The organism is Geomicrobium sediminis, assembly GCF_016908595.1.
GTDB classification, from domain to species: Bacteria; Bacillota; Bacilli; order Bacillales; family Marinococcaceae; genus Geomicrobium_A; species Geomicrobium_A sediminis.
Window position 1 is genome coordinate 385,084 of record NZ_JAFBEC010000003.1, and the last position, 23,125, is coordinate 408,208.

21 protein-coding genes are annotated in these 23,125 nt (G+C 42.9%); 16 read left to right on the forward strand and 5 right to left on the reverse strand.

Annotated features, from left to right (window positions below; all coding sequences use genetic code 11):
* Nucleotides 1-16 precede the first annotated feature (16 nt).
* The 10 genes from JOD17_RS07460 to JOD17_RS07505 all read left to right on the forward strand — a co-directional run bounded on the left by JOD17_RS07460 (nt 17) and on the right by JOD17_RS07505 (nt 11,177).
* Nucleotides 17-2,122 carry an ATP-dependent Clp protease ATP-binding subunit gene (locus JOD17_RS07460; protein ID WP_204696746.1) on the forward strand — a complete coding sequence of 702 codons (2,106 nt, stop codon included), beginning with the start codon at nt 17-19 and terminating at the stop codon, nt 2,120-2,122.
* Between the two features lie 110 nt (nt 2,123-2,232).
* The gene (locus JOD17_RS07465) at nt 2,233-3,063 is read left to right on the forward strand and encodes a DegV family protein (protein ID WP_204696662.1); all 831 of its coding nucleotides are present in this window, start codon (nt 2,233-2,235) and stop codon (nt 3,061-3,063) included.
* A gap of 62 nt (nt 3,064-3,125) precedes the next feature.
* The gene (locus JOD17_RS07470; protein ID WP_204696664.1) at nt 3,126-3,458 is read left to right on the forward strand and encodes a MazG-like family protein; all 333 of its coding nucleotides are present in this window, start codon (nt 3,126-3,128) and stop codon (nt 3,456-3,458) included.
* Nucleotides 3,459-3,645: 187 nt separating this feature from the next.
* Entirely contained in the window at nt 3,646-4,242 is a 597-nt protein-coding gene (locus JOD17_RS07475) for a WxL domain-containing protein (RefSeq protein ID WP_204696666.1), read from the forward strand.
* A 69-nt stretch (nt 4,243-4,311) separates the two neighbouring features.
* On the forward strand, nt 4,312-5,271 hold the full coding sequence (locus tag JOD17_RS07480) for a WxL protein host-binding domain-containing protein (RefSeq protein WP_204696668.1): 960 nt from the start codon (nt 4,312-4,314) through the stop codon (nt 5,269-5,271).
* Entirely contained in the window at nt 5,268-6,890 is a 1,623-nt protein-coding gene (locus JOD17_RS07485; protein WP_204696670.1) for a hypothetical protein, read from the forward strand. Before JOD17_RS07480 ends, JOD17_RS07485 begins: the two co-directional genes overlap by 4 nt.
* Before the next feature lie 489 nt (nt 6,891-7,379).
* Nucleotides 7,380-7,553 (forward strand): hypothetical protein, encoded by a 174-nt coding sequence (locus JOD17_RS07490; protein ID WP_204696672.1) that lies wholly within the window; start codon nt 7,380-7,382, stop codon nt 7,551-7,553.
* Nucleotides 7,528-8,103, forward strand: a complete 576-nt coding sequence (sipW, locus tag JOD17_RS07495) for a signal peptidase I SipW (protein WP_204696674.1) — start codon at nt 7,528-7,530, stop codon at nt 8,101-8,103. The genes JOD17_RS07490 and sipW overlap by 26 nt, the downstream gene beginning before the upstream one ends.
* Nucleotides 8,104-8,147: 44 nt before the next feature.
* Nucleotides 8,148-8,738: a TasA family protein gene (locus JOD17_RS07500; RefSeq protein WP_204696676.1), complete on the forward strand. Its 591-nt coding sequence runs from the start codon at nt 8,148-8,150 to the stop codon at nt 8,736-8,738.
* Between the two features lie 66 nt (nt 8,739-8,804).
* Nucleotides 8,805-11,177, forward strand: a complete 2,373-nt coding sequence (locus JOD17_RS07505; RefSeq protein ID WP_204696678.1) for a DUF2817 domain-containing protein — start codon at nt 8,805-8,807, stop codon at nt 11,175-11,177.
* A 53-nt stretch (nt 11,178-11,230) separates the two neighbouring features.
* Here JOD17_RS07505 and JOD17_RS07510 read toward each other — a convergent pair whose 3' ends face one another.
* The 5 genes from JOD17_RS07510 to ilvD form a co-directional block, all read right to left on the reverse strand.
* Entirely contained in the window at nt 11,231-11,641 is a 411-nt protein-coding gene (locus JOD17_RS07510) for a hypothetical protein (RefSeq protein WP_204696679.1), read from the reverse strand.
* 56 nt (nt 11,642-11,697) lie between these two features.
* On the reverse strand, nt 11,698-13,659 hold the full coding sequence (locus JOD17_RS07515) for a TRAP transporter permease (RefSeq protein WP_204696680.1): 1,962 nt from the start codon (nt 13,657-13,659) through the stop codon (nt 11,698-11,700).
* 12 nt (nt 13,660-13,671) lie between these two features.
* Nucleotides 13,672-14,124 carry a DUF1850 domain-containing protein gene (locus JOD17_RS07520; protein WP_204696682.1) on the reverse strand — a complete coding sequence of 151 codons (453 nt, stop codon included), beginning with the start codon at nt 14,122-14,124 and terminating at the stop codon, nt 13,672-13,674.
* 5 nt (nt 14,125-14,129) lie between these two features.
* On the reverse strand, nt 14,130-15,104 hold the full coding sequence (locus JOD17_RS07525) for a TAXI family TRAP transporter solute-binding subunit (protein ID WP_204696684.1): 975 nt from the start codon (nt 15,102-15,104) through the stop codon (nt 14,130-14,132).
* A gap of 107 nt (nt 15,105-15,211) precedes the next feature.
* Nucleotides 15,212-16,903: a dihydroxy-acid dehydratase gene (gene ilvD, locus JOD17_RS07530; RefSeq protein ID WP_204696754.1), complete on the reverse strand. Its 1,692-nt coding sequence runs from the start codon at nt 16,901-16,903 to the stop codon at nt 15,212-15,214.
* A gap of 217 nt (nt 16,904-17,120) precedes the next feature.
* On the opposite strand from ilvD, the gene JOD17_RS07535 reads away from it, so the two are divergent.
* The 6 genes from JOD17_RS07535 to JOD17_RS07560 all read left to right on the forward strand — a co-directional run bounded on the left by JOD17_RS07535 (nt 17,121) and on the right by JOD17_RS07560 (nt 23,012).
* Complete coding sequence (locus tag JOD17_RS07535; RefSeq protein ID WP_420827931.1) at nt 17,121-17,798, forward strand: GntR family transcriptional regulator; 678 nt, start codon at nt 17,121-17,123, stop codon at nt 17,796-17,798.
* Nucleotides 17,799-17,811: 13 nt separating this feature from the next.
* On the forward strand, nt 17,812-18,924 hold the full coding sequence (gene mmgD, locus JOD17_RS07540; RefSeq protein WP_204696688.1) for a citrate synthase: 1,113 nt from the start codon (nt 17,812-17,814) through the stop codon (nt 18,922-18,924).
* 11 nt (nt 18,925-18,935) lie between these two features.
* Nucleotides 18,936-20,378, forward strand: coding sequence for a bifunctional 2-methylcitrate dehydratase/aconitate hydratase (locus JOD17_RS07545; RefSeq protein ID WP_204696697.1), 1,443 nt, complete (start codon nt 18,936-18,938; stop codon nt 20,376-20,378).
* A gap of 9 nt (nt 20,379-20,387) precedes the next feature.
* On the forward strand, nt 20,388-21,308 hold the full coding sequence (prpB, locus tag JOD17_RS07550) for a methylisocitrate lyase (protein ID WP_204696699.1): 921 nt from the start codon (nt 20,388-20,390) through the stop codon (nt 21,306-21,308).
* 153 nt (nt 21,309-21,461) lie between these two features.
* On the forward strand, nt 21,462-22,397 hold the full coding sequence (gene trhO, locus JOD17_RS07555) for an oxygen-dependent tRNA uridine(34) hydroxylase TrhO (protein ID WP_204696701.1): 936 nt from the start codon (nt 21,462-21,464) through the stop codon (nt 22,395-22,397).
* Nucleotides 22,398-22,412: 15 nt separating this feature from the next.
* Nucleotides 22,413-23,012 carry a nitroreductase family protein gene (locus JOD17_RS07560; RefSeq protein ID WP_042420689.1) on the forward strand — a complete coding sequence of 200 codons (600 nt, stop codon included), beginning with the start codon at nt 22,413-22,415 and terminating at the stop codon, nt 23,010-23,012.
* Nucleotides 23,013-23,125 lie beyond the last annotated feature (113 nt).

Genomic DNA, 23,125 nt, shown 5'->3' on the forward strand with positions numbered 1-23,125 from the left:
GAGGAGGAAAACCATGATGAACTGTACTCATTGTCAAACGAACCAAGCTCGTATTCAAATACGCTTTCGAATGAACGGACATCAACACCAGATGCACTTATGTGAGACGTGTTACAAAGAGATCCAAAATCAAATGCACCAACCATCAGGTTTTGCTGCAAGTTCTCCATACAATGCAATGAATGGTCAAAGCTCGAAACAGCAACACACGATGACAACCGATGAAATGAATTCAGGTGGAATACTAGATGAATTAGGGAAGAACTTAACCGCGGATGCGAATAACGGAACAATTGATCCGGTGATCGGTCGAGATGCAGAAGTTGAACGTGTCATTGAGACATTAAACCGCCGTAACAAAAACAACCCAGTCTTAATCGGTGAACCTGGTGTTGGTAAGACGGCTATTGCTGAAGGACTTGCACGTAAAATTGTCCAAGGAGAAGTGCCAAAGAAATTAAAGAACAAGCAAATTTACTTGTTGGACGTTACTTCTCTTGTAGCTGGAACGGGTGTTAGAGGTCAGTTTGAAGAGAGAATGAAGCAACTAATCGAGGAAATGAAGCAGCGCGACGATGTCATTTTATTTATCGATGAGATTCATCAAATTGTCGGTGCTGGCTCTGCCGAAGGGTCATCAGATGCAGGCAATATCATGAAACCAGCGCTCGCACGTGGTGAGCTTCAACTTATTGGTGCAACAACATTAAACGAATACCGCAAAATCGAAAAGGACGCAGCTCTTGAACGACGCTTCCAACCAGTGATGGTCGATGAACCTTCAACTGAAGATGCGCAAAAGATCTTGCTCGGTTTAAAACCATACTATGAGAAGTATCATGAAGTTGAATATAGCGATGAAGCGATAGAAGCTGCGGTGCAATTATCGAGTCGCTACATTCAGGATCGTTTCTTACCAGATAAAGCGATTGACTTAATGGACGAAGCGGGCGCAAAAATGAACTTGCATATTTCTGAGAGTACGATCGACGAAATTCAAGAACGACTTGATGTCATTCAACAAGAAAAAGCTGACGCAGCAAGTAAAGAAGAGTACGAACGAGCAGCACAACTTCGTACTGAAGAACTGCAATTACGAGAAAAACAACAAGCAACGAAACAAGACAATAAAGATAATGTCATCCACGTTGCAGCGATCGAGGCGCTTGTTGAAGCAAAGACAGGCATTCCAGTACGTCGATTACAAGAAGATGAACAACAAAAAATGCGCAACTTGCCAGAGCGATTAGATCAATCAGTGATCGGGCAAGCGGAAGCAGTCAATAAAGTTACGAAAGCGATTCGTCGAAACCGTACGGGATTACGTCGGGGCAACCGACCGATTGGTTCATTCTTATTCGTTGGACCGACCGGTGTCGGTAAAACAGAATTGACGAAGCAGCTCGCTGTAGAATTGTTCGGTGACAAAGACGTGATGATTCGCTTTGATATGAGTGAGTATATGGAGAAACATTCCGCGTCTAAATTGATTGGTTCACCGCCTGGATACGTCGGTCACGAAGATGCAGGTCAGTTAACAGAGCAAGTACGAAGAAAACCATATAGTATTATTTTGCTAGACGAAATTGAAAAAGCACACCCAGACATTCAGCATATGTTCTTGCAAATTATGGAAGACGGTCGTTTAACAGATTCTCAAGGTCGTACAGTAAGCTTTAAAGATACCGTCATTATTATGACGTCAAATGCCGGCAGCTCAGTTAAGAAAGCAACGGTCGGATTTGGAGCTAGTGAAGACGATAAAAAGCAAGTTACACAAGGCTTGCAAGATTATTTTAGACCGGAATTTCTTAACCGCTTTGATGCAATTGTTCAATTCAATGCGTTGACGAAGGAACATTTGCTATCGATTGTTGATCTTATGCTTAACGATTTAACGGAGGTGGCTAACGAGCGGAAAGTTATGCTTTCGGTTGATCAAAAAGCAAAAGAAAAAATCGTAGAATTAGGTTATGACCCTACCTTTGGTGCACGCCCACTACGCAGAATTATTGAAGAGCACGTTGAAGATGGAATTAGCGACGTCATGCTTGAAAATGAACACGCAAATTCAATGCAAGTGACGGTAATTAACGATCAAATTGTCGTCCAGGCTTCCTAATGTTGGAAGAGCCCGAGATTTCTCGGGCTTTTTTCTATTTATAGTTCCGAAATCACCGACGGACTGGTACACTAAGGATAGCAGGTACATCATAAAGAGGTGAACGTAGGATGGACAAGATTAAGATTGTGACCGACTCGACGACAGACCTTCCCGAGGAGGTTCTTGAACATCATCAAGTCACGGTCGTCCCCTTGACGATTTTAATAGATAACAATAGTTATAAAGATGGCGTTGACTTGAATCCAGATCGTTTTTTAGAAATGATGAGAGAATCAGAAGAATTACCTAAAACGTCTCAACCCTCTCTTGGAGAGCTTATTGAAGCGTATGAGGAATTAGGCAAAGACGGTAGCCGAATTTTATCTATTCATATGACTGCAGGAATGAGTGGGACGTATAAAGCAGCAAGCATTGCTGCAGAACAAGCGGATGCAGACGTAACAGTTATAGACTCTACGTTTATTGCCAATGCCTTAGGGTTTCAAGTGATTGAGGCAGCAACGATGGCAAGTGAAGGCAAGAGTATGGACGAGATCTTAGAACGTTTAGATCACATACGCAAAAACTCAAAACTATTCGTCGTTGTGAGTACACTTGAGAACTTATTAAAGGGTGGACGCATCGGTCGAGGGAAAGCATTTATTGGCTCGCTACTCAAACTGAAACCGATTGCAGCATTAGAAGACGGTGTCTACACACCAGTCACGAAAGTCCGAACTCAAAACCAAGTCATTCAAACATTAATGAATCACTTCAAGCAAGACACCGAAGGTAAAGAAGTTAAAGGTGTTAGTATTTCTCACGCAAACGGTTTGGAGCTTGCTCATAAGCTCCGTGAGAAGTTAAGCGAACACAAAGTTTCGATTCAATCAACAACACCTGTCATCAGTACACACACAGGTGAAGGAGCCATTGGTTTTACGTATTATACAGATTGAGGTTGAGCTCGGTACTTAGTACCGGGCTTTTTTTGTTACTATTCTTTATTGGAGGGTGCTACGTGACAATTTATAATAAGTTAGTTCGTGATCGTATTCCTGAAATTATTAAAGAACAAGGAAAATCATGTTCAACTCGAATTTTGTCATTAGAAGATTTCAAAAATAAATTACGAGAAAAATTACAAGAAGAAGTTAAGGAATATCTAGACACAACTAGTAAAGATCAAGCTGTGGAAGAGTTAAGTGATGTGTTAGAAGTTGTCTATTCATTAGCAAAGATGCACGGGGTAACGTTTTCCGACATTGAGAAGGCTCGCATAAAAAAAGGAGAAGAAAGAGGAGGGTTTACCGAAAGAGTGTTGTTAGAAGAGGTGTTTAACAATACAGCCTAATGTAAAAATAAGACGCAAAAAAAAAGCATCACTCAATTCGGGTGATGTTTTCTTTTTACGATACTAATTGAACTGTAATCCATAGGAAAAAGGTTTTGTTAGTTAGCTTGGTTTCTGGCATTTTTAATTGCGACCGTTAATATACTCAGTGAGTAAAGTCTAGTATTTTCATTGAGGAGGCGTTGAAGTGTCAAAGAAATTGTGGCTTAGCTTGGTGGGTATTGGTGTGATCTCAAGTGGATTTATTGTTTCGGATGTAGGGGCAGAAGGGAGAGAGGGGACGACTGAAGTTCAAGTAAACTTTGTACGTGATGGGGATCCCGGGGATCCTGATGGGGCGCTTCGCTTTGAACAAGTAATAGAAGATTTTAGCTTCGGTGAGCAGTCCATCTCTTCATCTTCTCAAACATATACGGTAACAGACGGTATAGAACGTTTCGTAGAAGTGACAGATAACCGAGGAACTGGTGCAGGATGGGACGTGCAAGTACGTGCTCCACAATTAGCATCAGAAAATGCTGAATTAACAGGTGCCGAGCTTTTGCTAACGCCTTCATCAATTTCATCTGATTCATCAAACGTCTCTAACCCTCCTTCACTTTCTGGAACAATTCGGGTGACGGATGCTGCACAATCAATTATAAGTGCAGAAGTAAATGAAGGGTTAGGAACTTGGGAAACAAACTTCTTACCTACAAACCTGGAGCTTGTTGTACCACCAGGAACGGCTCGAGTGGATGACTATTCGACGACAATTACGTGGATGCTTTTAAGTACACCTTAACGATGGGGCTGCATGAGCAGCCCTTATTGTCACGATGAATAGAATGATGAACAGTGTGAGGTGTATGAAGTGAAGTATTGTTATGCTGTGATTGTTAGCGTATTCATGTTTGTGGTTTATTCTGACACGACGTATGCAAATGAGCCATCATTTACGGTTACACCACTATTTCCAGAAGAACAAATCGATGGAAACGAGTCTTATTATGAACTGCAACTAGATCCTACTGAGTCAACGGAGTTTGAAGTTGTTCTACACAATCTGAGTTCAAAAGAAGTTACAGTAAACGCTTCGCTGTTTCCTGCTGTGACAAATGAGCACTTTGTGATTGATTATATTGAGGCGGAGAGTGAAATTGCAGATCTCATCGATGTAGAGCCGAGTGTCACCCTTGGTCCTCACGAAGTGAAGACAATCGATGTCGCCGTACAAGTTCCCGATCAGGCTTTTGACGGGTTTTTACTCGGAGGTTTGTATTTTGAAGAAGCCTACGATGAAAACATAACAAATGGTGGCATTTCAAATGAATACGCGTATCTCATTGGTTTACAACTGACGAATGATCATGAACAACATGGAGCAATTGAACCAGAATTAAGTTTTATCAATGTTGAACCGATTACGTATGAGAATAGACCACGTATTAACGTATCATTTCAAAATGATACTGCGATTATTATAGATGACTTAACGGTTGTAACTGAAATATTTACAGATGAAGGTGAACGGATTGCATCACATGAAAAAGTAGATGGTCGAATGGCACCGAGTTCAGCGGTCACGTATGGGGTAGAACTGTCTGAAGTTTTAAAGCCAGGCACCTATACTGCAAACGTTACGGCGACAAACGACGTCGACGAGTGGGTATGGGAAGAGGAATTAACAATTGAAGAGGAAGATTTTGCTGAAGCGGAAATGATTGAAGAAGAATCGACAGGACCTTTCCCTTATTGGATGATGATCATGATGGTCGTCGCGATTCTTTTCGTGCCAATTGCATTCATTTCAGGACGACGTGGTCGTTCATGAAAGTATTCATTCAAAGTTTAAGTCTTATTCTATTGTTGTCCATTCAACCTTACGTAGAGGGAACTGAACTCGAAGATTGTGAAGTGGACGACGAAGACTACGTTTGTGAGGAACTTGATGAAGAAGAGATTCTCGAAGACATTGAAGAATACGAAGAAAACGAAGAACAAGAAGACATAGTCGATCAGATTGATGAGTCGTTACTTCCTGAGAATCGTGAGCATGATGAAGGTGAAGAGTCAATTGATCACACGGAGAATCCAGAAGAAACCATTGAAAAAGAAGATGAAGCACCAGCTGAAGATGAGGTCGAACAAGAAGAGAATGCACCGGAAGAGGACGATGAACCATCAATAGAACGAGAAGTCATAGAGCAAGAAGTCATGTATGAAACGATGAATGTGAGAAACTCATCACTTTCATTGGCGCATACACCGATGGGAGATCATACTTTTTCAGCAGGAACCTTGCGTTTAGAAACGAGGAACACGGCTTATTTTTATGGGCTCCTCAACTTAGTAGCTAGCAATGAATTTAAAATCGACATCCAATTGCCAGCTGAGATTCCAGTTGAACAATTTGCCCAATCGATAACGAGTGCTAGCATCCAAATGGGGTCAAGGTCTCGTCAGATTAACAAAAATGATTTTATTGTCGTACAAGGTCAAAATAAAATCACACTCAATACGCAGTATAGCTCAAACATTTTTGAATGGCTTTTGAACATTATTGGACTAATTGGAAGGGATCGAGAAGTAACATTAAGGATCGATGCAGACCTTAAAGCGATGAACTTTGAAGATGATTTATTGCCGCCCCATCCAAATAAAGCATTGCCATTCTCGAGTACGTTTACATTAGACCGTGGGGGAGCTCCTGGTGTTTCCCACCGAACATTGCAAACGTGGAACTCTGAAATTGAGTTTCATGATCATGATGGCAGTTTATTGCCATTAGAAAATGGGCTACCAGTAATTGAACTACCGTTTAATAATGACGGTGAACCTTTTCAATTTCTTGATTATGTTTCGGTGAGGAATGTGTTTACAGGTGAGTTAAGTAACAATGCTCAATTTGTCGCAACGCATAATGAAGTTGTAGAGCAAGATCACCTGCAAAGGCCAGGCGATTATGGTTTAAAAGTAGGTGGTAAGGATCAAAGTGGGACATCTTTACGTGTAAAAGAAGCAATCATACGTGTAAAACCAGGCAATGTCTATTTTGAGAATGTACCAATGGCATTCAACTTTGGGGACGTTCCTGTAAACGATCAATCGGCCATTCACACTCGTCAACAAGGACATGGTCATTTAAACGTTGTAGATGAAACCGGTGAACATTCACCTAGTTGGCGCGTTCATGCGGCACTCGAAAAGCCTCTTACCTCGATGCTTCATTCAGAAGTGGTGCTACCAGAAGCGATTGTGTTCGTTAATAAGAACAAGGAAAAAACGGTCTTATCAAATAGCTCCATACTCGTTTACAAACCAACGCATAATGGGGTGGAGCATCCAATTCAATGGCAGATCGATGAAGGCGTACTTCTACAAACAGCCCCTCATCAAAGAGTTGGATCATTTGAAGGATCTGTCCGTTGGACGTTAGTAAATGCACCTTAACGACTCGACTTACATAGACCAATTCAGTGGAAGTCGGGTTGAGGGATGTCATAGACAATCAATGTGTATATTCAAGAATAAAACTACGAAATCGGTTGTGCTTAATCGACCAATTTCGTAGTTTTTTTGCTGTTTGTGACTACAGGACTTATGGATGAACTTCTCGAGAGTTAGTCATTACGGTGCATAAACGTTAATGTATCAATGGTTGTAAAAATGAAAATGGTTTCATCGTTAATATCGAAAGTATAGCCTCAGTATAAATGGATATATTTGGGTTTTAATAACTTCGATAGTCGGTATATGACATTTGATCATCATTCATAAATCTAGGTTCTTATACTCGTTTTTACACTAATTTCGAAGACGTGTTGTATAAGAGCGGTAGTCATTGACTATTCGGATTAACAACACAATGTTAAGATTTTTGTAAAAAGAAAGAACATTTTGTATTAATATGATTATTTTTTGTATTTCAGGAGTGAGCAGATGAAAAGAGTGAAGCTTCTCGTCTACATAGGTTTCAGCTACTTCCTATTGATATTCATCGCACTACATTCTACACCTACAGAAGCGATGTTTGTCGACGTTGAGCAAGTAAATGGAACGGTCACAGTCGAAAATTGGAGTGAAAGCGATGAAAAAAGTAACCTCGATTCTTAGTGGAGCGTTAACCACATTGCTCACCATCATCTTACTCGTCACTGTTGCGGCGGTCGTAACGACCCAAGTCTCTGATGGTGAGCCGAGTCTATTCGGATATCAAATAAAAACGGTATTGTCAGGCTCAATGGAGCCAGGTATTGATACAGGTTCCGTCATTCTCGTTCGGGCGGTCGATGAATCAGGAGTATACCAAGTTGGCGATGTTGTAACGTTTCAAACGTATGAAGGTCCGCTCGTCACTCACCGTATTCACGAAGTCACTGACGGTGGTCAAAGTTACATAACAAAAGGGGATAACAACCCTCTTCCGGATACACAAGTACTCGAGCCGTCGATGGTTGTTGGTGAATATACTGGCATGACGATTCCATACTTAGGGCATGTGTTTTCATTTGTGTCATCCGATGTTGGTGTAATTTTCTTGTTCATAATTCCTGGCTTTCTACTCGTTCTTTACTCGCTGTATACGATCGTACGAGCGTTACGTGAAGTTGATCGATTGAGTAAAGAACAACAACAAACGGTGTCATCGTCCCACCAAGAATAGTTGTTGGGCGTTGCATAATATAACTCACTTTAGGAGGAATGGTCATGAGTAACAACAATGTAAAAAAGCAACTCGGGTTAGGTGTTGCAACTGCGGCACTAGGACTTACGCTAATTGGAGGGGGAACGTATGCCTACTTTAGCGACAGCGTGACGACGAATAATACGTTTGCAGCTGGTACGTTGGATTTAAGTGCTAGTCCAAACCAGATTATTGAAGTAGACAACATCAAGCCTGGCGACTCCTTTATTGAAGATTTTGAGCTTGTGAATGATGGTAGTTTAGACATCGGTTCTGTGACGATTGATACAAATTACCGTGTCATTGATGTAAAAGGTGATAACACCGATGATTTCGGAGATTTCATTGAAGTTGAATTTCTCTATAACGTCAATAATTTTGATGAAGTCATCTATGAGACGACGTTAAGTGAGCTTCAAGATATGTCTCCAGAAGCTGTCAACCAGAACATCTTTTATCCAGAGCTTGGTGATCGTGGATTACCTGTAGGTGAAAGTCACGACCTCGTTGTACAGTTTAACTTTAAAGGTGATGTGGATGCTGATTTGAACCAATTCCAAGGTGATTCTCTGCAACTGGATTGGACGTTCATTGCAACACAAGATATCGAATAGCTAAAATTTTGATTTAATCTTATTCTTTTTAATTTTTTAAATAAAACAATCTATCGGGAGGTTTTTATGAGTCGAAGCAAATATATTCAAAAACGTTCCTGGCTTGCATTAGGCGCTCTGCTGTTTGCAACGAGCTCTATTCAAGTCGCCTCAGCTGATGAAGGCTCTGCTACTTTGGCACCCCCAACGACGGGCTTTGAAGATCGTAACCAAGAGCATTGGTCTACGTTTGATGAAGAAATTAATTTTCTAAATGAGTTGTCTGAATCAGATCTTGCTTCTTATTCAGAAGTTGGACAAACGGTTGAAGGAAGACCTATTCATCTCGTACGAATTGGCGATCAAACGTTAACGGATGAAGAAGTAGCAGAAGGTCGCAATATGCTCGTTGTTGCTACACAGCACGGAAACGAACCAGCAGGACGTGAGATGGCATTGCAATTTATGAGAGATCTCGCGTTTACTGACGATGAGGGAATTCTTGAGCAACTGGAAGAATCCACTGTACTCTTCGTGCCAACAGCAAATCCAGACGGATTTATTCGTGACCAACGGGCAAACGCCAACAATGTCGATATGAACCGAGACCATCTCGTGCTTCAACAACCTGAAACGAGAGCACTTGCAGAAGTGCTAGATACGTATCAACCAGACTTGACGGTCGATGCCCATGAGCGACCAAGAGCATACGGTAACCCAGACATTGAATTTTTATGGCCAAGAAACTTGAACATTGATGAAGACATTCGGGCTTTAAGTGAATCGCTCGTTGAAGACGTACTTATTGATGATATTGCAGAACAAGGCTTCACAACTGGAATTTATGGAACGCCTGGTGGAGCTGGAAATGGTGACGAGCGAATTTCTAGAAACATGCTCGGCTTACGTCATGGATTAGGCTTGTTAACGGAAACGGCAGGAATGCAAGAACCAGTAAAACGAGTCGATGCACAAATGGCAACCATTGAAGCAACGTTTGATTTTTACACAGAACAGTTTGAAGAGATTGGTGAAGCTGTTCAAGCTGCGCCAGAAAAACGAGCACAAGATGGAGCGACAGGTGCCACTCCTTTTTACTTCGACGGAGCGGACAACTGGGATCCAACCATTGTGCAAGACCCTCACTACTGTGGATACCTATTGCATGAACAACAAGTAGATGAACTTGGACATATCGTGGACGCCTTTTCTCTTGAGACTGAAAAGGTAAGTACGTACGGCACGTTCGTTTCAATGGGACAACCGATGATGACGGTCATTCCAAAGCTTATGGACTCGGATGCGTTGTATAACGAAGTGAACGCATTGCCTCTTTCATCTTGTGAGCAACCGCGAGTAACGGCAAGTCATTTAAATGATTTTGTAGACATTTTAGATGAAGAAGGAGCCTTCTCAACGACGGCAATTCATCGTGCGCTTGATCTTCATACAACAACTCTCGCACACTTTGAAAATCGTGGACAAGAAGATCGTCTTTTAGAACATACGCGAGGATTCCAAGCGTTGTTAAACCGTTATCAAGATCAAATGACTGACGAAGCGTACTCCATGCTTTATACGTTTGCATATGATTTGATGGACTATTATGAACTCGTATTTGATGTGGACCGTGCGATGGGTCACATTTCGCACTTAAGTGAAACAATTGGGCCGAGAGTAGCAGGCGCAGATTCAGAGCGTGAAGCAGCGGCATACATCGAAAGAGAGTTTGAACGTCTAGGTTATGAGACAGAACAACATCTCTTTGATATTCGTAATGGACAAGCTGAGTCTCAAAACGTTATAGCAGTGAAAGAAGCAGACGGTGTTGAAAACCCTGAAATTGTTTACGTAACGGCGCACTATGACAGCGTAAGCGTCTCCCCGGGAGCAAACGACAACGCTTCAGGAACAGCAGCTATTATTGAATTGGCACGTATTTTAGAGGATGTGCCAAGTGAAAAAGAAGTACGCTTTATTGCCTTTGGAGCAGAAGAAATTGGATTAGTAGGAGCCCGTGAGTACGTCGCACAATTATCTGAAGAAGAGATTGATCGCAGTGCTGCAAACTATAATCTTGATATGATTGCGACAAACTATGAAACAACGTCACAAATGCACATTACGACCGTAGACGGTGAAGAGAATGCAGTTTGGGATTCTTCTGTTCATGCAGCTGAAGTTTTAGGCTATAATCACAATGATTATACACTTCATCAACTTGGACGCTCAGATCATGTACCGTTCCATGACGCTGGAATTGATGCTGCACTTTACATCTGGATGGAACCAGGCACACCTCCAGGAGCCGCAAGACCTGAGCCTTGGTATCACACACCAGAAGATACAATTGACCGAATCAGCCCGGAGCGCTTGCAATGGGTAGGAGATCTCATTGATGTCGCTGTAACAGATCTTATTTCTCAAGAAGACATTGAAGCAGCAGAAGACGCAGCATAATTAGAAGTAAGACCGCCCCCCTTGATTCGAAGTACGTACGATGAAGGCATAACTCATGATGAGTTATGCCTTTTTTGGCGAGATTGTAGCATTCGACATGGTGTAAGAGAGCGGTAGTGTGTAGCAAGAGGACGGTAGTGTGTAGCAAGAGCAAGGTAGCGTGTAGCAAGAGGACGGTAGTGTGGTGCAAGAGAGCGGTGGTGTGTAGCAAGAGAGCGGTAGCGTGTAGCAAGAGGACGGTAGTGTGTAGCAAGAGGACGGTAGCGTGTAGCAAGAGCAAGGTAGTGTGTAGCAAGAGAGCGGTAGTGTGTAGCAAGAGGACGGTAGTGTGTAGCAAGAGCAAGGTAGCGTGTAGCAAGAGCGAGGCAGCGTGGTGCAAGAGCAAGGAAGCGTGGTGCAAGAGCAGTACAGTGCGGTGTGAGAGCACGGTAGCGCGCGTTGCAAGACAAAGGTAACGTAGCCAAAAAACCCGCTCCAAAGCATTCACTTTGGAGCGGGCTCACCCGTACCGTACCTACAACTATGCTTCTGCTGGGGTTGCTGGTTGTTTTCGTTTTCGGATCCATTGGATTAGGAAGATCGTTACGAGAATGATGACTCCTACTGCATCAGTTAATAGTGCAGGGTGTAAGAAGAGTAAAGCGCCTCCAGCCATAAACAAGCGGGAGATGACATTCATCGAATGTAACAAATAGCCTTCAGCGGCGATGCCGAGCATTAAGACACCAATCGCAGCGGTTATGATGACGCCGATGGACTCTGTAAATGTTGTATCCATTAACAACAACTCATTGTTGTAGACGAACATAAATGGCACGATAAAGCCTGCGATTGCGAGTTTCATCGCCATAAAACCTGTTCGCATCGGACTGCCACCTGATAAGCCGGCAGCAGCGAAGGCGGCTAGAGCGACCGGTGGCGTGATGTTTGCAAAGATCCCGAAGTAGAACACAAACATATGTGCAACAATCGGTTCAATGCCAAGTTGGACGAGCGCAGGTGCGGCCATCGTTGCTGTAATAATGTACGCTGGAATACTAGGCATTCCCATTCCGAGGACGATACAGGCGACCATCGTAAACAATAGAGTTAAGAACAAGCTCTCTCCGCCGATGGAGACGATTGCATTGGCTAAGTTCAAGCCAAAGCCTGTAATGTTCGCGATCCCAACGATAATTCCAACAGTCGCACAGGCAATGGCGACGCTAACGGTCGTACGCGCACCGTTTTCTAGCGCATCAATAAAGTCTTTGAAACTCATTCGTGTTGATTTTCTTAAAAAGCTAATCAGGATTGTAACGATAATGGTCCATGCTGCAGAGAAGATTACGGTCGTACCGGTGAAAAAGAGCATGTAAATCAAAAAGACAATTGGAAGTAGCAAATGACCTCGTTCTTTTAATACGTCTTTTATACTCGGCAATTCACTTTTAGGAATGCCAGACAAGTCTAGCTTCGTTGCTCGCAAATGAACTTGAGCAAGAATTCCTAAATAAAAGAGCAATGCTGGTAAAATCGCAATCAAGATAATGTCGGTATAAGGCACACCGAGCGTTTCGGCCATAATAAAAGCGGCGGCTCCCATAACTGGAGGTAAGATTTGTCCTCCGACTGAAGCAGAAGATTCAACAGCACCTGCAAAATTACGATTGTAACCAATCTTTTTCATGAGAGGGATTGTAAACGCGCCTGTTGTGACGACGTTTGCTATAGCCGAACCATTGATGCTTCCCAAAAACCCACTCGCGACGACGGAAACTTTTGCAGGTCCACCTTTTGCATGACCGGTGAGAGCGAGCGCTAAATCATTGAACAGTTGACCCATTCCAGATTTCGCTAGAAAAGCCCCGAACAAGATGAAAAGAATAATATACGTCGCTGATACTCCGATGGCTGTACCGAGAATCCCTTCAGTTGTTGTGAAAAGTTGATTAGAAATTGCATCCCAGTCGTACCCACGGTGACGAAAGATGCCAGGAAGATCTCGACCAAATAGAGCATACACAACAAAGAGTAATGCAAGGATTGGTAAAGCCCAACCTGTTACCCTTCTGCCGGCCTCAAATACAAGAATGATGAGCAAAGTGCCAAAGAGGACATCAAGAGTACTTGGTAACCCTCCACGCGTCACAATTTCAGTGTAGTTTAGAAATAGATAGATCGTTGAGGGCACAGATAAAAGGGCAAGTAGCATGTCATACCAAGGTAATCGATTGCGAGCTGCGCCTTTTGTAGCTGGGAACAATAGAAAGACGAGTACGAGAACGAATGAAACGTGTAGAGCGCGGTGCACAAGTACGTAAACGGGTGGTCCTGTAAATGCAGTAATGAGATGATATAGTGAAAAAGTCACCGCGATGATCGTAACGAGTAAAGTGATACGATTGTTTAAGAAGACCCGAAATCGAGATTCACTATCATACTTTTCTAGAAGCTCTTGTTGTTCTTGATCAAGTGCTTCTGTGTTTTTAGATTGGCTCATAATAGCCCCCTTTCATAAACGATGGTGTACGAGCAGTTCAATCGATTCATGATGAGGTAACTGTTGTGTATGAATCCACAAGTTTTCGTTTACGTACCAAGTAAAAGAAGCATCGTGGGAATGAAACCACCGGTACGAATCAAACGACTCATTCAGCTCGGATAAGACGATGTAACCGTCTTCAATACTCGTCGTACCGCGGCCATATGGAGAGACGCCTGCACCGAATGATTGAAATCGAGTTTTGTTTAGTGTCAGTTTCCCTCGTTTGTTGATCGTAAAGTATTCTTCCCAAGGGGTTTTTTCTACTGAGTGAATCCAAGAAAGTTTTAACTCATCGTCTTCGCTTAGTTGTTGAATTGTGAACGTTTCTTTTGTTATCGCATGCCGGATCTCAATGAATAATGTGGTTTGTGCAGAACCGGCAAGGAGAATGCAGCAGAGTAGTAGCAAGAACGGCTTCATATGAGTTACTCATCTAGAAGTCCTTGCTCTTGAAAGTAACGCTCAGCTCCAGGATGAAGGGGGATGTTCACACCTTCTTGAAAATGCTCAATCTCAATGTCTGTAGCTGCTTCATGTGAACTTTGGATGGTTTCTAAATTCTCGTAGAAAAGGCTCGTTAATTCATAAACTTCGTCATCTGATAGTGAAGGATTAGGGACGAGTAAATTCGTAATGGATGGAGTTGAAATGTCTTCTTCATTGTCGTATGTCCCAGCTGGAACCTCGTCTTCAATAAAGAACGGGTACGTATCGTTTAAATAATTCATCGCGTCATCATCGATTGGCACGACTGTTACATCATGGGTACTTGCAAGATCCATCGCCGCGGAGTTAGGCACACCGCTCGTAACAAATGCCGCATCTAGCATGCCATTTCTCATCTGATCAATAGCTTCTCCGTAAGGTAAATAATCAGCAGAGATATCATCGTAGGTCATATCATGTGCTTCAAAAATCATTCTGGCATTCAGCTCTACACCCGAATTTGCATCCCCGACAGCGACACGTTTGCCTTCTAAGTCCTCAAACGATTCAATTCCAGAATCAGTCGTTGTAATGACTTGAACGACGTTTGGATATAACCCAGCAATGGCAACTAAGTTGTCTTGTGGATCTTCCCCTTCAAATGCACCAAATCCCTCGTACGCTTGTTCTACAGTATCGGCCATAACAATCGCAAGTTCAGCCTGGTCACTCTGCAAGAGGTTCACATTTTCAACGGAAGCTCCTGTGGCTTGGACGGAAACGTCATGACCAGCATCACCATACACATTCGCCATCGCCCCTGCAATGGGATAATAAACACCTGATGTTCCTCCTGCTGCAATGGTTACAAATAAATCCTCGCTGCTTTCTTCCCCATCGCTAGAATCACTACAGGCACCCGCCACTAGTGCAAAACTAGTCAAAACACTTCCTAAGATGATTGTTTTTTTCATCTTGATTCCTCCTTCATACATCGATGCTTATGTATATGACGAGCCGTACAAACTATGAAAAACAAAAAAAGCTGCCTTTAAAAGGCAACTTTTGTAATGTGGTTTGTTTAGTTGTTGAAATCGTCAGTAATCGCACCTTTGGCAGCAGATGATACAAGGGCAGAGTATTTTGCTAGGACACCTTTTTTGTAGCGAAGTTCAGGTGCTGTCCAGTTGTTAAGTCGAGCCTTAAGTTCTGACTCTTCGACTTCCATTTGAAGAAGTTGCTCATCACTATCAATCGTAATGATGTCTCCGTGTTGCAAGAGGCCAATCGGTCCACCGACTTGTGCTTCAGGAGCAGTATGTCCAATAACAAAACCGTGGGAACCTCCAGAGAAACGTCCGTCTGTGAGAAGGGCAACTTTACCGCCAAGTCCTTTACCGACGAGCATGGCCGTAACTGAGAGCATTTCAGGCATTCCTGGTCCACCTTTAGGACCGACATAACGGATGACAAGAACGTCTCCTTCTTCAATTTCATTGTTCATAATGGCTTTCGTTGCAGCGTCTTCACTATCAAACACTTTCGCTGGTCCTTGGAATTTCGTTACTTGTAGACCAGACATTTTGGCAACGGCACCTTCTGGAGCGAGGTTACCACGAAGAACGACGAGCGGTCCGTCTTTTTTCTTCGGATTACCCATCGGTAAGATGACGTCTTGACCTTCGTGTAAATCTTCTGCTTCTTCAAGGTTTTCAGCAAGTGTTTTACCTGTGACGGTTAGGCAGTCACCGTGGAGAAGTCCTTCTTTAAGAAGCATCTTCATCACTGCAGGTACACCACCAACGTTGTTCAAGTCTTGCATAACGTAACGTCCGCTTGGCTTCAAGTCTGCAAGGTGAGGAACACGGCGTCGAACAACTTCAAAGTCATCAATGGATAAATCAACACCAACCGCATGCGCCATCGCTGTTAAGTGTAAGAACGCGTTTGTTGAACCACCGAGTGCCATGACAACTGTGATCGCGTTTTCGAACGCTTCTTTCGTCATAATGTCACTTGGATAGATATCCTTCTTGAGAAGTTCTATGACGGCTTCACCTGCGCGTGTACATTCTTCTTCTTTCGCTCCAGCAATGGCAGGAGTTGAAGATGAACCAGGAAGTGACATGCCCATCGCTTCAACGGCTGATGCCATCGTGTTTGCTGTGTACATTCCTCCACAAGCACCAGCGCCCGGACATGCATGACATTCAACTTCATGCAATTCTTTATCTGTAATTTGACCGACTTGGTGTTGACCGACCGCTTCAAATGCTGAGACGATATCAAGGTCTTTGCCGTTTAACTTTCCAGGTTGAATCGTTCCACCGTACACGTACACAGAAGGAACATTCAAGCGACCCATTGCAATTAAACAAGCAGGCGTGTTTTTATCACAACTACCCACTGCGACGAGCGCATCTAAACGTTCAGCATTCATCACGGTTTCAATCGAGTCAGCGATAATTTCACGACTAGGGAGGGAGAAGAACATGCCTTCATGTCCCATACCGATTCCATCAGAGACTGTAATCGTGTTGAAAATTAACGGCGCGCCTTCTTTAGAAGCGCCTTCTTTAGCGGCAATCGCAAGCTTGTCCAAATGCATGTTACAAGGCGTTACTTCAGCCCAAGCGCTTGCGACACCGATCATTGGTTTTTTGAAATCTTCGTCTTCAAACCCTACAGCTCGAAGCATCGCACGGTTTGGTGCGCGGTTAGGGCTCTCACTAATCACGTGAGAACGGATGCGCAAATCTTTGTTATTTTCCATTTCCAAACAATCCCTTCTCCTGTAAAACCTAATTATAATTTCGCGAATAATGGCACTTATAACACGAATGTTCTTTTATTTTAGCTGAAAAGTGTCACTTTTTGTAGTACTTTACTGAAGAAAAGGCGTATTGACAGAAAATTAAATTTGTATACAATTATATTATAATACGTCACCAACTGAACTGAGGTGATTTTGCACTAAAAGGAGAATGGTTGTGAACAATTTATCGAAGCGTTTATCAGCAGCTGACGTCGCGTATGAGACGTTAAAAGAACGCATCATTGAGTTACAGTATGAGCCGGCAGAACATCTTCTAGAAGATCAGTTGTCAAAGGATTTAGAGATTAGTCGTACACCGCTTAGACAAGCGTTGTACCGATTAGAACTTGAAGGCCTTGTGAACAAACAATCAAACGGAAGAATGTATGTTGCGCCTGTAACATTAGAAGAAGCAAGAGAGGTTTTTGTCGTACGAGAATTAATGGAAAGTCTCATTGCAAAAGAAGCGGCGACAGAACTTACTCAAGATGATGTTTATGCACTTGAAGACACGATTGCTTTAATGAAGCGTGCAGCTGAGCTAAACCGTTCACAAGATTTCATGAAACATAGTGGCGACTTTCATGAAATTATCCAATCAAAGAGTACCAATCAAACAGCCAAGCGTTTCTTACAACAATTGGAGAACAAAGTAGAACGGTACCGAAGAATTAGTGGGTACAGTAATCCTGATTATGCTTTAGAAACCCCACTAAACGAACACGTAAAAATTTTACGCTACCTAAAAGAGAAAAGTAGTGGAGAAGTGGAAGAGCTCATGCGTGCACATATTCGAAGAAGCTTGAAGACGATTGAAGAAACGATTGAACACTCATCTTCATATTCAACGTAAAAGAGGTGTAAGTATGAAAGATCAAACAGTAATCCCTGGTTTAGATGGAGTCATTGCGACAGAAACTGACGTGTCTTATTTAGACGTAGAACAAGAAGAAATTGTCATTAAAGGGTATGATTTAATTGAGCTTTCTGAAAAGATTACGTACATCGAACTCGCCCATTTACTCTTTGAAGGAACGTTACCGAATAAAGAAGAAGAGGCAAAGTTTGAAAGCGCTTTAAAGAAAGAGTACGCATTACCAGATGAATTTCTATCCATTTACAACAACTTGCCAAAAGACATGAACGCAATGGACGCTTTGCGAACAGGAATCTCGGCACTTGGAAGTTTTGATCCACTCTTAGAAGACCGCTCGACGAGCGCAAATCGAGAGAAGTCTCTTCGCCTTTTAGCTAAAATACCAAATATTGTTGCGAATAGTTATCATAAGCTGACGGGGGCAACGCCTGTTGAGCCACGAGAAGATTTGCCGTTTAGTAGCAACTTCTTGTACATGATTACAGGTAAGGTTCCAACCGCACTTGAAGCAGAAATCTTTGATCAATCATTAATGGTGTATAGCGAGCATGAAATGCCGAACTCGACATTTACCGCACGTGTCATTGCGTCTACACAAGCCGACATTTATGGTGCGTATACGGGTGCAGTCGCTTCACTTAAAGGAAGCTTGCACGGCGGTGCGAATGAAGCAGTTATGTATTTGCTTTTAGAAGGTAAAACCGTTGATGGCTTGGAAACGTTACTCTTTGAAAAGCTAAAAAACAAAGAACGGATTATGGGATTCGGACATCGCGTCTATATGAAGAAGATGGATCCTCGTGCAACGTTAATGAAAAAAGCGCTAAAGCGACTAGCAAAAGATCGTGGTAGAGAAGATCTCGTCGAGATGTGCCAGCGCGGTGAGGATATTTTACGAGAAGAGAAGGGTCTATACCCGAATCTCGACTACTATGCAGCACCGGTTTACTATTTATTGAACATTCCAATTCCACTCTATACGCCTGTATTTTTTGCAGCAAGAGCGGTTGGTTTAGGTGCACACGTCATTGAGCAACACGACAACAACCGCCTTTATCGTCCGAGAGTAAAATACACGGGTCCAAGAAACTTACATCCTTAGGAGGAACGAATATGAGTACAGATATTAAAGCAAATGAAAAACCACTCGTAGATGAATTGTTGTTACAAATTGCAGATTATGCAGTCAATGCAGAAATTTCAAGTGAGGAAGCACTAAAGACATCGAAGTTAGTCGTTATGGATTCACTCGGCTGTGCGTTTTTAGCTCTTCGTTATCCAGAGTGTACGAAGCACTTAGGTCCAATCGTACCTGGTACGGTCGTTCCAAACGGTGTGCGTGTACCGGGGACGCAGTTTGAATTAGATCCGGTTCAAGGAGCATTCAACATTGGTACGCTCATTCGTTGGCTTGATTACAACGATACGTGGCTTGCAGCGGAGTGGGGACACCCATCGGATAACCTTGGTGGTATTTTGTCCGTTGCCGATTACATTAGCCGTACACGCGTTGCAAAAGGTCAAGATCCATTGACGATGGAAGATGTATTAAAAGCTGCTGTAAAAGCACATGAAATCCAAGGTGTGCTTGCACTTGAGAACAGTATGAACCGTGAAGGTCTTGATCACGTCTTGTTCGTGAAAATTGCGTCGACAGCTGTTGTTACAGCAATGCTCGGCGGAACAGAAGCGCAAGTCGCGGACGCCGTTTCACAAGCGTGGATTGACAACTCAAGCTTACGTACGTATCGTCACGCACCAAATGCAGGCTCAAGAAAGTCTTGGGCAGCAGGGGACGCAACGAGTCGTGCTGTACGTTTAGGTCTCATGACGATGAAAGGCGAGATGGGCTATGCAAGTGCATTAACTGCACCGAAGTGGGGATTCCAAGACGTGCTATTTGGTGGAAAGAATCTTACGCTCGGTCGTGAGTTCGGAAGTTATGTGATGGAGAACGTACTATTTAAAGTAACGTTCCCTGCAGAGTTCCATGCACAAACATCTGCTGAAGCAGCTGTCACGTTACACCCTGAAATCAAAGATCGTCTAGATGAAATTCAAGAAGTGAAAATTACGACTCATGAATCAGCGATTCGAATTATTGATAAAACAGGTCCTCTTCATAACCCAGCAGATCGTGATCATTCACTTCAGTACATTACGGCAATTGGACTCATCTACGGAGAATTAACGGCAGATCATTATGAAGATGACATTGCGAAGAATCCGGAGATTGATGCGTTGCGTGAAAAGATGTACACCGTTGAAAACGAACAATATACAAAAGATTACCTTGACCCAGATAAACGTTCAATTGCAAACGCTGTACAAGTCATTTTTAAAGATGGCAGTAAGACAGAAGAAGTAGCGGTTGAGTATCCAATCGGTCACCGTCGTCGTCGCGAAGAGAGTATTCCGTTACTTGAAGAGAAGTACAAAGATACGTTGTATACACGTTTCCCAAGTACACAAGCGGAAGAACTCGTAGCGTTATTTAATGATCCGAACTTTAACGACATTCCGGTTCACGAATTTATGGAAAAGTTCACAATATAGGAGGAGAACATGAGCTGGGTAGTAAACGAACAGAGCAGTCAACAGCAACTCGCAGAACGTTTCTTGAAACTCGTGAAAGAAGATTCGATTTTGCAGATTCCAGGCGCACATGATGGAATGAGTGCGCTAATGGCGAAGAAGTCAGGGTTTGAAGCACTTTATTTATCCGGTGCAGCCTATACGGCAAGCCAAGGGTTACCAGACGTCGGTTTCATTTATTCAAATGAAATTGCAGACCGTGCGAGAGAGCTTATTCGCGCAACGGATTTACCAGTGCTCGTAGACATTGACACGGGTTACGGTGGGGTCATTAATGTAGCAAGAGCAGCAAAGGAAATGCTTGAAGCCGGTGTTGCGGCTGTTCAAATTGAAGATCAGGCGTTACCGAAGAAGTGTGGTCATTTAAACGGGAAGCAACTCGTTTCAACGGAAGATATGATAGCGAAGATTAAAACGTTGAAAGAAATTGCGCCATCACTTGTTGTTGTGGCAAGAACGGATGCAAAAGCGGTGGAAGGGCAAGAAGCAGCGTTGAAACGAATTGAAGCCTATGTTGAAGCAGGCGCCGATGCCATCTTCCCAGAAGCATTAATTAATGAAGAAGATTTTCAGTATTACGGAAGTAAAATCAACGTGCCATTGCTTGCGAACATGACGGAGTTCGGAAAAACACCTTATTATAGTGCAGTGAAATTTGAAGAACTCGGTTTCTCAATGGTGATCTATCCAGTTACTTCTATGCGAGTGGCAGCGAAAGCCTATGAGCGTGTTTTCCGTGAAATCCGTGAAAAGGGAACACAAAAAGATCATTTAGAGGAAATGCAAACGAGAGCAGATCTTTATGATGCGATTCAATATTATGATTATGAGAACTTAGATGAACAAATCGCCAAAACGGTTCTCCCGGTCGAAGGAAAAGAGCAACGATAAGTTCGAGCCGAATAACCACTTCGCACGTTACGTGCGGAGTGGTTTTCTTATTTTTTCCTCTGAAAGACTGTTCATAATCTGTTATAATTATAGTGTTTGGCTCCTATGGAGTACAATGACATCACTGCAAGATGTACATTCGGAGGGAAAACGATGAGTAAGGATTATCGTGTATTACTATATTACAAGTATGTGGACATGCCTGATTACGAAGAGTATGCCGCAGAACATTTGCGTTTTTGTAAAGAAAATGAATTAAAGGGACGTATTATTGTTGCACCAGAAGGCATTAACGGTACGGTCTCAGGTACAGTTGAACAAACAGAACGTTATATGAATTACGTGAAGCAAGACCCGAGGTTTGAAGACCTTTGGTTTAAAATAGACGAATCAGATGAGCACACATTTAAGAAAATGTTTGTTCGTCCGAAACAAGAGCTTGTTACGTGGCGTTTGGATGATGAGATTGATGACAATCCAAATAATCTCACTGGGCAGTATTTAAGTCCGAAAGAATTTCACGATGCGCTTTTAGATGAAGATACAATTGTGATTGATGGGCGTAACGATTACGAGTATGAAATTGGTCATTTTCGTAATGCAATTAAGCCAGGTGTTCAGTCTTCAAGAGAATTTCCTGAGTGGATTGATGAGAACTTAGAAGAATATAAAGATAAACGAGTGATCACGTACTGTACAGGCGGCGTTCGCTGTGAGAAGTTGACAGGTATTCTAATGAACAAAGGTTTCAAAGACGTCGCACAACTTCACGGCGGTGTTGTGAACTACAGTCAAGATGAAGAAGTGCAAGGTCGTTTATGGGACGGTAAGCTGTACGTGTTTGATGAGCGGATTTCGATTCGAGCAAATCATACGGACGAAGATGTTGTGATTGCGTCTTGCCATCATTGTGGCACGACTGAGGATCGTTACATTAACTGTAGCAATCCTGAGTGCAACCGCCAGTATGTATGTTGCACAGAATGCGAAGAAAAGCATGAAGCGGCATGTACGACAGAATGTCGTGAGCACCCGCGTAATCGCTGGCCGAACATTAAAGAAACGTATGCAGACAAGAAGGCTCAATAAGGGGAGACTAGCTGAATGGACGTTTTTGAGGCAATTCAAACACGTAGAAGCATAGGCAAAGTAGATCCACATGAGATGGTTGATAAAGAAACCTTAGAAAAAGTGCTTGAAGCAGGCAATTGGGCTCCGTCTCATTATAAGACAGAGCCGTGGAAGTTTTTCGTTCACACAGGGGAAGGGCGGCGAGCACTTGGACGAGTGCTTCGTGAGATTCAACGTGAGAAGATTGATGGAGAACCTGACGAAGAACAACTTGAGAAGCTAGACAAGACGGTCGAAAAGCCGTTTCGTGCACCAATCGTCATTACGATTGCTGTTGAACCGAGCGAGAAAGAAAAAGTGATTGAGATTGAAGAGTACGCAGCCGCTCATGCTGCTGCTCAGAACATGCTACTCGCGGCACATGCCCTCGGGTTAGGAGCGATTTGGCGTTCAGGTAAACCGATGTACCATGATAAAGTGCGAGAGTTTTATAACTTAACAGAGCGTGGTAATGTTGTTGGCTTCATTTATTTAGGGTTTCCTGCAACAGCGAAAGACAGACTTGCAGAGCGCAATCCTCACGAAGCGAAAACGGTCTACATCCATGAAGATATTGATCGCATAAATGAGTAATTCAAGAAACGACCTTTCGGTAGTGACCCCAAAAAGTTAGAGTTTGTTAAACAGCTGATTGGCTGGTTGATGTTCGATATTGAATCGGACTTTGACCAGCCAGTTTTAGTTTT